The sequence below is a fragment of the Ruegeria sp. AF8 genome (assembly GCF_056541825.1).
Genome location: NZ_JBQFYW010000003.1, coordinates 1 through 12,754 on the forward strand (window position 1 = coordinate 1; position 12,754 = coordinate 12,754).

General features: G+C 58.3%; 7 protein-coding genes, 1 tRNA gene and 1 pseudogene. 5 read left to right on the forward strand and 4 right to left on the reverse strand.

What is annotated here, in order from left to right; genetic code table 11:
* Positions 1-218, forward strand: a pseudogene (locus ACR0AO_RS07275) (IS110 family transposase); the annotation flags it as partial.
* Positions 219-731: 513 nt separating this feature from the next.
* Here ACR0AO_RS07275 and ACR0AO_RS07280 read toward each other — a convergent pair.
* The 3 genes from ACR0AO_RS07280 to ACR0AO_RS07290 all read right to left on the reverse strand — a co-directional run bounded on the left by ACR0AO_RS07280 (position 732) and on the right by ACR0AO_RS07290 (position 3,880).
* Positions 732-929 (reverse strand): nitronate monooxygenase, encoded by a 198-nt coding sequence (locus ACR0AO_RS07280; protein ID WP_480601783.1) that lies wholly within the window; start codon positions 927-929, stop codon positions 732-734.
* Between the two features lie 198 nt (positions 930-1,127).
* Entirely contained in the window at positions 1,128-3,263 is a 2,136-nt protein-coding gene (locus tag ACR0AO_RS07285; protein ID WP_480601786.1) for a tetratricopeptide repeat protein, read from the reverse strand.
* A 530-nt stretch (positions 3,264-3,793) separates the two neighbouring features.
* Positions 3,794-3,880: transfer RNA gene (locus ACR0AO_RS07290), tRNA-Leu, on the reverse strand.
* 212 nt (positions 3,881-4,092) lie between these two features.
* Between ACR0AO_RS07290 and ACR0AO_RS07295 the strand changes: the two genes are divergently transcribed.
* The gene (locus tag ACR0AO_RS07295; RefSeq protein ID WP_480601790.1) at positions 4,093-5,076 is read left to right on the forward strand and encodes a complex I NDUFA9 subunit family protein; all 984 of its coding nucleotides are present in this window, start codon (positions 4,093-4,095) and stop codon (positions 5,074-5,076) included.
* Here ACR0AO_RS07295 and ACR0AO_RS07300 read toward each other — a convergent pair whose 3' ends face one another.
* Positions 5,077-5,880: an undecaprenyl-diphosphate phosphatase gene (locus ACR0AO_RS07300; protein WP_480601793.1), complete on the reverse strand. Its 804-nt coding sequence runs from the start codon at positions 5,878-5,880 to the stop codon at positions 5,077-5,079.
* A gap of 231 nt (positions 5,881-6,111) precedes the next feature.
* Between ACR0AO_RS07300 and ACR0AO_RS07305 the strand changes: the two genes are divergently transcribed.
* The 3 genes from ACR0AO_RS07305 to gltB are packed head-to-tail and all read left to right on the forward strand — an operon-like array spanning position 6,112 to position 12,536.
* Complete coding sequence (locus ACR0AO_RS07305; protein WP_480601796.1) at positions 6,112-7,545, forward strand: NAD(P)-dependent oxidoreductase; 1,434 nt, start codon at positions 6,112-6,114, stop codon at positions 7,543-7,545.
* 27 nt (positions 7,546-7,572) lie between these two features.
* On the forward strand, positions 7,573-8,007 hold the full coding sequence (locus tag ACR0AO_RS07310) for a GFA family protein (RefSeq protein WP_480601799.1): 435 nt from the start codon (positions 7,573-7,575) through the stop codon (positions 8,005-8,007).
* The gene (gene gltB, locus ACR0AO_RS07315) at positions 8,004-12,536 is read left to right on the forward strand and encodes a glutamate synthase large subunit (RefSeq protein ID WP_480601801.1); all 4,533 of its coding nucleotides are present in this window, start codon (positions 8,004-8,006) and stop codon (positions 12,534-12,536) included. Before ACR0AO_RS07310 ends, gltB begins: the two co-directional genes overlap by 4 nt.
* Positions 12,537-12,754 lie beyond the last annotated feature (218 nt).

Consider the following 12,754-nt stretch of genomic DNA (forward strand, 5'->3'; position numbering starts at 1 on the left):
AGCAAGGTGATCGCTACATTCGCAAGCTGTTGGTCGTAGGCATGACATCGCGCGCTGTGATGGCAAAACGTTCGCCAGAGAAGGTCGATCTCTGGACAGCCAAGATCATTGCCGACAAACCGTTTCGGCTGGCAACAGTCGCGATGGCAAACAAGGCAGCGCGTTCCATCTGGGCAATGCTGACAAAGAAACAAGAATACCGGCAGCCAGCGTTCTGACCGCGCAGACTGCCCACGAGATGCAAGACGTTGAAGTGATGATGCGGAAGTAACTCAACCAAGAGCAAGGACACTCCGGGAATGTCTCCGGCCCTCTGAGGTCGATAAGCCGATTGGAACCTCGCTCGCGGAATTCATCAGGGCCAGTGGAGGCAATGCCAAAACACAAACAGGCCGGACAGACGACAGTACTGACGAAACGACCGCAAAAATCGCTAAAAAACTCTTGCAATGCAGGAGCCACCCACAGAAGACATTCAGCCCTGTCCAACTATGCCGCGATCGCAGCCCTCTTTCCTGGCATTCGCTGCAGGCGAAAAATTGTGACTGGGTTGAATTCACGCAAGGCGGACGAAGCGGTCGTTCAATCCAGGCTCCATCACCGTGTGGTCTGCTCAACCAATCCATTAATCGCGCTTGTCGCTTCAATCATTAATTCTTCGACTATGGCGGCTGCTCGCTGAACCCTGTTAGCCAAGCCGACGCTCTGTCCTGCCCACATGGATAATGCTTCTATGTCGCCTCGTTACTTGGAAGAAATCTCGTGCCTATCCAGCCCGCTCCCGCGCCCAATGCCGTCGCCGCCGCAAGTCCTCTTCCAATCGCAATCCCGCCCGCGGCAACGACGGGAGTATCGCCAACTTGATCAACAACGGAGGGAACGAGAGGCATGGTCGCAATCATTCCCCTTACATGACCTCCAGCCCGCAACCTTGCGCGACAACTACATCTACACCCATATCAACGGCACGCTTTTCCGGACATTCGCTGCGACCGCCAAATCGACAATTGGTTGAGCTCACAGATTGCGCAATAAAGCAATATTTCGCTGCGACTGCTCCATTGACGGCTTTGGGGCGGTGCTTCAAGAACCGTCGACTTCGGTCGGGTCGCAGCCGGTGCGCGCTACTAATCGCTCTCGGATCTAAGATTCTGCAGGGCATCACACGAAAGCTGGTCATTATCATCGCAGGCTTGCACGAAAAGGGCCTCCGCAGCATTCAGATCCTTTGTTACCCCGAGACCGCGTTCGTGAAGAATGCCGAGCAATCGACACCCGACAGGTTCTCCCGCCTCACAGGTTTGCTGATAGAGGCGTGCCGCCTCCTCAGCATCCGCTTCGACGCCCTTTCCAAGTTCGTAGAGGAAGCCCAGGTTTATGCAAGCACCATTATCGCCTCCCTCGCAGGCGAGTGAGTAGAGCCGGTGTGCCTCTGCAGAATCCTCTTCGACTCCGGCCCCATCGTCGTAGAAGATTCCCAGATTCCCGCACCCTACGGCATGGCCACCCGTACATCCCCTTTCGTACAGTTTGGCGGCCTTTGCGATGTCTTTGTCAACGCCGAAGCCGAATTGGAACGCGAAGCCGAGCCAGGTACAACCTTCTGAGCTGCCGCCATTGCAACCTTTCTCATAGAAGGTCACTGCCTCCGAATCATCCTGGGCATCCTGATGAAGCCTCCCGGCATTGGTACAAGCATCAGCACTTCCTAGGTCGCAGGCTTGAAGGAAATGAACCTGTGCTGCCTGTTTGTCCATCGTGCCGTCCCAGGCCTGCTCCAGTGCTTCTCCGTACATGTTGCAGCCAAACGCGCTTTTGAGCCCACATGAGATTTCGAACATCGTTTTCGCCTTCTCAAGGTCGCGCTCGACACCCCGCCCGGCGAGATAGTCGAAGCCCAAATTGTCGCAACCCGTCTCCGATCCGCCATTGCAGCTCAGCCCATAGAGCCTGTGCGCCTCGGCCGGATCATGTATCGTTCCCGGTTCGCCACTGAAGAAAAAGGCCAGGGATGCACAGCCATCCGGATCTCCGGCATCGCATGCGGTCTCGAGCGCCGAGCGCGCGAGGGGATAATCCGCGACCCCTTCTTGGCCAAGGAGGAAAACGCCGAGCAATGTACACGCCACTGGGAAATCCGGCGTACACCCCTTTTCCATCAGATCACGAGCGGTACTTGGATCAACCTGGCCGCCATCGCTCCACTTGAGACCCGCCGACTGAATGCCCGCGATAGAGCATGCCGCGGTATGGCCGCCTTCGCAGGCGGCCTCCAGGAGTCGTCGTGCGTCGGTTGCCCGCGTATCGATGATCTCCGTTGCGTGGTAGGCGCATTCCAGCGAAAGGCCGCTGTCGCAGGCATTCAGAATCATATCGAGTTGCACCTGCTCGGTTTCGGTCAGTTTAGCGACCTCAAAGCAAACCGGCCCCTTGAATAGGGAACACAGTGTACGATCGGCCATGGTAAGGCCGTCCACGTCCTGACGAAACGGCGTCACGACGGCAAGTGATCCGAGAAAAACCACGAACGCCAGCACGTAACCCAGCACCGTCACGGGCTTGTTCTCGACATCGAGCCAATGCGCGATCCGGAGACGCACGAAGAGCCGCATCATCCAGCTCGTCAGGACATAGGCCCAAGTCCAGACGCTTGTCAGAAACGTCGAGTAGAACAGGACCGAAAAGATCGAGAACACACCGAGGATCTCGGCGAAACTCTCGGCTTCGCCGGAATAAAGTGGGCTACGAACGAAGAGGAAGATCGCGGTCCAGATGATTGCCGCCGAGATCAGGAGATCAGTGAGCAGAACCAACGCCTGTACGAAGATCGACTCGAATCGCTCCATCTGCTCCAGAAGCCAACGGGTTTCGAGAAGTGAAACGTAGTCCGCTCCTAGGTTGACACCCAAAGCCAGCAGAAGCACCAAGCCGAGCGACAGGTCCGCCTGAAGCCGTGCTTCAATGAACCCCACGTTGCCCATAAAGAGCCAAATCAAGGACACCGCGATGAGCGACGCCAGGGCCGACCGCCAGAGGCATTTCCACGACAGGTGTCGTTCGCCGAAGACAGCGTCGAAAAGGCTCGTGAATGTGGCGTGCCAGCTATCTTCCACCGCGCCCAGAAGCCAGAGCGCGACCTCGTCCTTCCTCTCTGGGTTCAGGAGCTTTCCAGCGAGCGCAGTCAGCGCCAACATCGCGCCCGCGAACCCTGCCGCCCAAGGGGCGTTGCCGGAGAGAAAATCGGTCACGCTCTCATAGGTCATCAGATGATCACTGGTTCAAATTCGAACTCCATTGTCGCATCTGCCCTCATTTACGGCAAATCTCGCATTGCACGACCTTCGCTGACCCTTTTTGCATACAGTGAATATGCGCTATCTTTGATTGAAGCGTTTTGGGTACGCCAAAATCGTGATGCCGTCGGGGGGCGGTCACATCATCAAAGCCCACCCGAGGTCATGAATATCGATCAGGGTAGTCAGTTCACTTCCTTCCTTTGGACCGACCAACCGCGTTGCTCCAGTGCTCCCTGCACACGCGGGGACTAACCGAATTGCGCTTTTTATGCCCTCAAGATCGTGGGAGCGCATCACAAGCAGCCCAATTGTTGGACGACAAATAGATGATCCGCATTTGGCTTAGCCGCGTTAGTCGCGAAAAACCTTTTGGTTCAGATGCACGCCATCAGGTAAATGATCTGGTGCGATCCGCCATGCACTAGGTGGCCTGTTGGGTGGCCAAAAAAGTGACTTCACGTCAATTATCTGAAAATAAATAGTATTTTGGGAAATTCTGGTGCCCAGGAGAGGACTCGAACCTCCACGTCCATACGGACACTAGCACCTGAAGCTAGCGCGTCTACCAATTCCGCCACCTGGGCAGGTGTCGTGAAGGGGCGTTTAAGCTGACTGAAGGGGGGCGTCAATGGGATTCAAGCCGATTTTCGAAAGTTTTTTTCGTAACATTCGGCCAATGCAATTCCATAGCGTAAACAAGCGCCCTGTTTCCCTTCCTACGCGGCGTTTTTGCGCCTTGTTTGACGCGGGAAGGAAAGGTAGATCGGACCAAGACCCAGACAACAGGAGCCCTTCAATGTCCAAACTGGTCACGATTTACGGCGGATCGGGATTTGTTGGCCGCTATATCGCGCGGCGCATGGCAAACGAAGGGTGGCGCGTACGCGTCGCGGTTCGCCGCCCAAATGAGGCGATGTTCGTAAAACCCTATGGCGCGGTCGGCCAGGTCGAGCCGGTATTGTGCAATATCCGCGATGACGCCTCGGTGGCGCTTGCGATGAGCGGGGCGGATGCCGTGATCAACTGTGTCGGCGTTCTGAACGAAATGGGAAAGAACGGTTTTGAGGCCGTGCAATCCCAGGGCGCAGAGCGGGTGGCCCGTATCGCCGCCGAACAGGGTGTGGCCCGCATGGTGCATATCTCGGCCATCGGGGCGGATGCGGATTCTGATAGCGAATATGCCCGATCCAAGGCCCTGGGCGAGGAAGGCGTTCTGAAACACATGCCGCACGCAGTGATCCTGCGCCCATCAGTGATCTTTGGAACCGAGGACCAGTTCTTTAACCGGTTTGCCGCAATGACCACGATAGGGCCATTCTTGCCGCTGGTGGGGGCCGAAACCCGGTTCCAGCCGGTCTATGTCGATGACGTGGCCCGGGCTGCCGTCAAAGGCGTGGTTGGACAGGCCGAGGCCGGTGTGTATGAACTCGGCGGTCCCGAGGTGGCCAGTTTCCGCGACCTGATGGCGCAGATGCTCGAGACGGTCCATCGCCGCCGCATCGTGATCGGCCTGCCATTCTGGGCGGCGCGTATCATGGCCGGCGTGCTGGATATTGCCAAGTTCGTGAGTTTCCAACTGTTCCCGAACAACATTCTGACCCGCGACCAGGTCAGAAACCTGCGTCGCGACAATGTCGTTTCCGAGGGTGCGCGTGGATTTGCGGATTTGGGGATTGAACCGACCCCGATGGAGTCCGTTTTGCCGGACTATCTGTGGAAGTTCCGCCCGTTTGGCCAGTATGACGATATTCAGAACTCGGCCAAAAACCTGGAAGTCTGATCAGCTGTAAGCGATCGTCAAAAGCACCACGCCCAGAATAACCCGATAGATCACATATGGGGTGAACGTGGTGCTGCGCAGCAGTCGCATCATCAGGGACAGCGCCAACAGCGCCGACATGAAAGCAAAGGCGGCGGCGATGGCGCCGTCGCGGGCCAGTTGTGCGTTGGCATCGACCGCCACCTCCGCCCCCAGCAATATGCCCGAGGCAAAAATCGTGGGGATGGACATGAGCATCGCGATGCGCGCAGCTTCCGCACGCTCATAACCAAGCTGCCGAGCGCCGGTTATGGTGATACCGGATCGCGAGGTGCCAGGGATCAGCGCCAGCATTTGCCACAACCCCATGATCAACGCGTCGCGCAGCCCCCAGTCGCCCGTCTTCTTTACCTGCGCGCCTTTTTGATCCACGAAATACAGCAGCAGCCCGAACAACAGCATTGTCCAGCCTATCACCGCCATCGATCGAAGCGCATCGCTCAGGCCGGTGAAGTGCAGGACCGCTCCGGCGACAACAGTGGGAATGGTCGCAACGATCAATCCCATCGCCAGTCTTGAGCCCGGTGTGTCCATCTTGCCGGTCAACGCGCGCGGCAGACCGGCCAGGCCAACCTTCACATCAGACCAGAAGTAAAGGACCACAGCGCCCAAAGTTCCGATATGCACGGCAACATCTATGGTCTGACCCTGATCCTGAAGCCCTGTCAGATTCGGCAACAGAATCAGGTGCCCCGACGAAGAAACAGGCAGAAATTCGGTAATACCCTGAATAACCGCTACCAGAATCAAGTGAAAAAGACTCATCTGCCTTGCCGTTCCGTTCGTCGGTGAAAATTTTTCCTATTGGGTATAAGTGTCTTGTAACAAAAGAAAAGAACAGAAATAGGTCCGATACGGCCTCAAAATTGGAATTTTTCAGACGGCTTTCTGATGTCTTCCGAAGAAAATCTAATATTAGGTCAGTAGATTTGACTTTTAATTCCTTTTGGGTTTTCGTATGCAGGCGCGACCAAGCCAATTCATGGAGTCTGACCCGTGGCCAAGCAACCGATGCTGAAATTTGTGCAGATCGAACGCGACATGCCGAAAAAGCGTGCCGCAAATCTACGCAAAGAAGACTTCAACGAGATCTACGCAGAATATGCTGTCGAGAAAGCATCCGAACAGGCCAGCCGTTGCAGCCAGTGTGGTGTGCCTTATTGCCAAAGCCACTGCCCGCTTCACAACAACATCCCCGATTGGTTGCGCCTGACAGCAACCGGACGACTGGAAGAGGCCTATCACACCAGCCAGGCGACCAACACATTCCCCGAAATCTGTGGCCGCATCTGCCCGCAGGATCGTTTGTGCGAGGGCAATTGCGTGATCGAGCAATCCGGGCACGGCACGGTCACCATCGGTTCGGTCGAGAAATACATCACTGATACGGCCTGGGAAAAGGGTTGGGTCAAACCGGTGGCACCGACGGCCGAGCGCAGCGAAAGCGTTGGCATCATCGGCGGCGGACCCGGTGGTCTGGCCGCGGCCGACATGCTGCGCCGCGCCGGTATTCAGGTCACCGTTTATGACCGCTATGACCGTGCAGGTGGGCTGCTGATGTACGGTATTCCGGGCTTCAAGCTGGAAAAAGACATCGTCCAGCGCCGCAATGACCTGCTGACCGATGGCGGGGTCGAGTTCGTATTGAACTGCGACGTGGATGCCGCCAAGTTCGAAGAGATCCGCGCCAAGCATGACGCCGTGATCATCGCAACAGGTGTATACAAATCCCGTGATCTGTCCATGCCGGGCAGCGGTCTGAATGGCATTGAAAAGGCAATCGACTTCCTGACCGCATCGAACCGCAAGAGCTTTGGCGACGCCGTTGAAGATTTCGACAATGGCCGTCTGAATGCCGAGGGCAAGAAAGTCGTCGTGATCGGCGGCGGTGACACCGCGATGGACTGTGTGCGGACCTCGATCCGTCAGGGTGCGATCTCGGTCAAATGTCTGTACCGCCGCGACCGCGCCAACATGCCGGGTTCGCAGCGTGAAACCCAGAACGCCGAAGAAGAGGGCGTGGTGTTCGAATGGCTCAGCGCGCCCAAGGGCTTTACAGGTGATGACACTGTCACCGGCGTGATGGTTCAGAAGATGCGTCTGGGTCAGCCCGACGCCTCGGGCCGTCAGGCGCCCGAAGTGATCGAAGGTGCGGATTACGTGGAAGAGGCCGATCTGGTGATCAAGGCGCTGGGTTTCGAACCCGAAGACCTGCCCACCCTATTTGGTCAGCCCGACCTGCCCGTGACCCGTTGGGGCACCGTCAAGGCCGCGTTCCAGACCGGTGAGACCGAGATGGACGGCGTCTATGCCATTGGTGACATCGTACGCGGCGCCTCGCTGGTGGTCTGGGCGATCCGTGACGGCCGCGATTGCGCCGATGCGATTATTGACCGTTTCAACAGCAAGGCTGCGGTCGCAGCCGAGTAACCCAACGCCCAGCGACAGGAGGGTCTGATGCCCGAATTGAAAGGCCAATGCATGTGCGGCGCGGTCACCGTGACCGCCACTCCGGCGAAAGACTCGTTGGGCGCCTGCCATTGCGATCAATGCCGCCGCTGGACCAGCTCGATGCTGGTGACGTTTCAGGCCGAACCCGGCTATGCCGCTTTGGGCCCGGTTAAGGCCTTCACCTCATCCGATTGGGCTGAACGCGCGTTTTGCTCGGAATGCGGTTCGGCGCTCTGGTACCGGATCACTCTGTCGGGCGAGATGCACGGACAAACACAAATGGCAGCGGGCCTGTTCGAAGACACAGGGAACCCGCTGAGACTTGAACTCTATATCGACAAAAAGCCCGACGGGTACGCGTTCCAAGGCGAACGCCGCCAGATGACCGAAGCTGAGGTCATGGCCATGTATGCCCCGTCGGAAAAAGGAGACAGCCAATGACCAAAATTGACGCCGATTGGGTCCGGGCCGAGGAAGCCAAGCGTAAGTGGATGGCCGAAAATGGTCTCTATTCCGAGGAAGAAGAGCATTCTTCCTGCGGCGTGGGTCTGGTGGTGTCCATCGACGGCAAGAAAAGCCGCAAGGTGGTCGAGGCCGGGATCAATGCGCTCAAGGCTGTGTGGCACCGGGGCGCGGTTGACGCCGACGGCAAGACCGGCGACGGCGCCGGCATCCATGTTCAGATCCCCGTTCCGTTCATTTACGACCAGATCGAGCGCACCGGCCACAAGCCGCGTATGGATGAGTTGGTTGCCGTGGGGCAGGTGTTTCTGCCGCGCACGGATTTCGGAGCGCAGGAACGGTGCCGGACCATCGTGGAAACCGAAGTTCTGCGGATGGGTTATTCGATCTATGGCTGGCGCCATGTGCCGGTCGATGTCTCTTGTCTGGGTGACAAGGCAAACGCGACCCGTCCCGAGATCGAACAGATTCTGCTGTCGAATTCGAAGGGCGTGGACGAGGAGACCTTTGAGCGCGAACTTTACGTGATCCGCCGCCGGATCGAAAAGGCGGCCAATGCCGCTGGAATAGCAGGGCTATATATCGCGTCGCTCTCTTGCCGGTCGATCATCTACAAGGGCATGATGCTGGCCGAACAAGTGGCGGTATTCTATCCCGACTTGATGGATGAACGGTTCGAGTCCGCCTTTGCGATCTATCATCAGCGCTATTCGACCAACACTTTCCCACAGTGGTGGCTGGCCCAGCCCTTCCGCATGCTGGCGCATAATGGCGAGATCAATACGCTCAAGGGCAATCTGAACTGGATGAAAAGCCACGAGATCCGTATGGCCAGCACCTTCTTTGGTGATCTGGCCGAGGATATCAAGCCGATCGTACCCGGAGGCGCGTCCGACTCGGCAGCCCTGGACTGTGTGTTCGAGGTGATGGTGCGCGCGGGCCGCAATGCGCCGATGGCGAAAACCATGCTGGTGCCGGAAAGCTGGTCCAAGCAGGCGGTCGAATTGCCGCAAGCCTGGGTCGACATGTATTCCTATTGCAACTCGGTTATGGAACCCTGGGACGGCCCCGCCGCGCTGGCGATGACCGACGGCCGCTGGGTTTGTGGCGGTCTCGACCGCAACGGTCTGCGCCCGATGCGCTATGTGGTGACAGGGGACGGGCTGTTGATCGCCGGGTCCGAAGCCGGGATGGTGCCGGTCGACGAAGCCTCGGTGGTGCGGAAAGGTGCGTTGGGTCCGGGCCAGATGATCGCGGTCGATATGGCCGAGGGCCGGCTGTATCACGACAAGGCGCTCAAGGATCTGCTGGCGGCTTCGCGGCCGTTTGGCGATTGGGTCGGAAAGATCAACAACCTGGAAGACGAGCTGAATGGCGTGTCGGAAAAGGCGTTGTTCGCGGGTGAGGAACTGCGCAAACGTCAGATCGCCGCCGGCTATTCCGTTGAAGAACTGGAGCAGATCCTGGCCCCGATGGCCGAGGACGGAAAAGAGGCGCTGGCCTCGATGGGCGATGATACGCCGTCGGCGGTTCTATCCAAGATGTACCGCCCGCTCAGCCATTTCTTCCGCCAGAACTTCAGCCAGGTAACGAACCCGCCGATCGACTCGCTTCGCGAATATCGGGTGATGAGTCTCAAGACCCGGTTCGGCAACCTCAAGAACGTGCTGGACGAAGACAGCAGCCAGACCGAGATCATCGTGCTGGAAAGCCCGTTCGTGGGCAACGCCCAGTGGGAAATTCTGGTCGAAAACTTCAACGCGCCTCTGGTCGAGATCGACTGTAGTTTCGAGCCGGGCGCGGGCCATCTGGACGCCGCGCTGGCCCGTATCCGGTCCGAGGCCGAAGAGGCCGTGCGTTCGGGTGCCGGGCATCTGGTGCTGACCGACCAGCATTCCGGGCCGGGCAAGGTGGCCATGCCGATGATTCTGGCCACCAGTGCGGTACACAGCCATCTGACCCGCCAGGGCTTGCGAACCTTCTGCTCGCTCAACGTGCGGTCGGCCGAATGTATCGACCCGCATTACTTTGCCGTGCTGATCGGCTGCGGCGCGACGGTGGTGAACGCCTATCTGGCCGAGGATTCGCTGGCCGACCGGATCGAACGCGGTCTGCTGGACGGTACGCTGACCGAGAACGTGGCGCGTTACCGCGAAGCCATCGACCAGGGTCTGCTCAAGATTATGGCCAAGATGGGGATTTCGGTGATTTCCTCGTACCGCGGCGGTCTGAACTTTGAGGCCGTCGGCCTGAGCCGCGCCATAGTGGCCGAGTATTTCCCCGGCATGACCAGCCGTATTTCGGGCATCGGGATCTATGGTATCCGGGTCAAGGCTGAGGAAATCCACACCAAGGGCTGGGACAGCGGTCTGGACGTTCTGCCCATTGGCGGCTTCTACAAGGCGCGCAAATCGGGTGAGACCCATGCGTGGGAAGCGACCTCGATGCATATGATGCAAATGGCCTGTAACAGAGCCTCATATGAGCTGTGGAAGCAGTATTCGGCCAAGATGCAGTCGAACCCGCCGATCCATCTGCGCGACCTGATGGATTTCAAACCGCTGGGCAAGCCGATCCCGCTGGAAGAGGTGGAATCGATCACTTCGATCCGCAAACGCTTTGTCACGCCGGGCATGTCGCTGGGCGCGCTGAGCCCCGAGGCGCACAAGACGCTGAACGTGGCGATGAACCGGATCGGTGCCAAGTCCGACTCGGGCGAGGGCGGCGAAGATCCGGCGCATTTCATTCCCGAACCCAATGGTGACAACCCGTCGGCCAAGATCAAACAGGTGGCTTCTGGCCGGTTCGGAGTGACCGCCGAATACCTGAACCAGTGTGAAGAGCTGGAAATCAAGGTCGCCCAGGGTGCGAAACCTGGTGAGGGTGGCCAGCTGCCGGGCATGAAGGTCACCGACCTGATCGCGCGTCTGCGGCACTCGACCAAGGGTGTGACCCTGATCTCGCCGCCGCCGCATCACGATATCTACTCGATCGAGGACCTGGCGCAGCTGATCTATGATCTGAAACAGATCAACCCGCGCTGCAAAGTGACGGTCAAGCTGGTGGCGTCTTCGGGCGTCGGCACGATTGCAGCAGGTGTGGCCAAGGCGAAAGCGGATATTATCCTTATTTCGGGTCACAATGGCGGCACCGGAGCCTCACCCGCTACGTCCATCAAATACGCCGGTCTGCCGTGGGAGATGGGCCTGACCGAGGCGCATCAGGTACTGGCAATGAACAACCTGCGCGACCGTGTGACCCTGCGGACCGATGGCGGCCTGCGTACGGGTCGCGATGTCGTCATGGCTGCGATGATGGGGGCCGAGGAATACGGCATCGGCACCGCCGCCCTGATTGCGATGGGCTGTATCATGGTGCGTCAGTGCCAGTCGAACACCTGCCCGGTCGGTGTCTGTACGCAGGATGAATCCCTGCGCGCCAAGTTCACCGGCAACGCGGACAAGGTGGTGAACCTGATCACATTCTATGCACAGGAAGTCCGGGAGATTCTGGCCTCGATCGGGGCGCGGTCCGTGGACGAGATCATCGGCCGGGCCGATCTGCTGGCGCAGGTCAGCCGGGGTTCGGCGCATCTTGACGATCTGGACCTCAACCCCCTGCTGATCACTGTCGATGGCGCACATGACATTGTCTATGATCGCGACAAAGAGCGTAATTCTGTTCCGGACACGCTGGATGCGGAAATCGTACGCGATGCGGCGCGCTTCCTTAAAGACGGTGAAAAGATGCAGCTGTCTTACGCTGTGCAAAACACGCACCGAACGGTGGGCACGCGCGTTTCCAGTCATATTGTGCAGAATTTCGGCATGCGAAACACGTTCCAGCCGGACCATCTGCATGTCAAACTGCAGGGGTCGGCAGGCCAGTCCCTGGGTGCATTTGCCGCTCCGGGGCTCAAGCTGGAGGTTTCCGGCGACGCCAATGACTATGTCGGCAAGGGCTTGTCGGGCGGCACGATTGTTGTACGTCCGCCACAGATCAGCGCCCTGCGCGCCGATGAAAATACCATCATTGGAAACACCGTTCTGTATGGCGCAACCGACGGTTTCCTTTTTGCCGCCGGACGCGCGGGAGAAAGATTCGCGGTGCGGAACTCGGGCGCGACCGTTGTCATCGAGGGATGCGGCACCAACGGGTGTGAATACATGACCGGTGGCGTCGCCGTCATTCTTGGCGAAATCGGTGCCAATTTCGGGGCCGGGATGACTGGTGGCATGGCATATATCCATGATCCCGAAGGCGAGGCCAAAGTATTGATGAATATGGAAACTTTGGTGACTTGCCCAATCGGCACCGATCATTGGGAGGCCGAATTGAAGGGTTTGATCGAACAGCATGCCCGCGAAACCGGCAGCCGAAAAGCTGCTGATATCCTGCAGCACTGGGATGTTGAGAAGGCGAATTTCCTGCAGGTCTGCCCGAAAGAGATGCTCAACAAGCTGCCCCATCCGCTGAGTGTCGAGAAGGCCGCAGTGCCAGCCGAGTAGTAGTCGCCGAATTGCCGAAATCTGAACCTCATGCGCTCCAAAGGCGCATGAGGAGAAGATTGCGCAGCATGAGGTGATCTTTGCCAACGAGGCGGCCGGCGAAAGCTATTTCCCAGGAAACGCAGGCCGAGGTATCGGCCTTGTTTCCGGAACTTGACCATACAAGTTCCCGGGCATTTCTGGGCGTGCGCCCGGTTTTGAAAGCTTACGAAGCGGCG

Coding starts and splice junctions, on each gene's coding strand:
- ACR0AO_RS07285 (WP_480601786.1), bottom strand. CDS start 3,263: ATGACCTATGAGAGCGTGACCGATTTTCTCTCCGGCAACGCCCCTTGG.
- ACR0AO_RS07295 (WP_480601790.1), top strand. CDS start 4,093: ATGTCCAAACTGGTCACGATTTACGGCGGATCGGGATTTGTTGGCCGC.
- ACR0AO_RS07300 (WP_480601793.1), bottom strand. CDS start 5,880: ATGAGTCTTTTTCACTTGATTCTGGTAGCGGTTATTCAGGGTATTACC.
- ACR0AO_RS07310 (WP_480601799.1), top strand. CDS start 7,573: ATGCCCGAATTGAAAGGCCAATGCATGTGCGGCGCGGTCACCGTGACC.
- gltB (WP_480601801.1), top strand. CDS start 8,004: ATGACCAAAATTGACGCCGATTGGGTCCGGGCCGAGGAAGCCAAGCGT.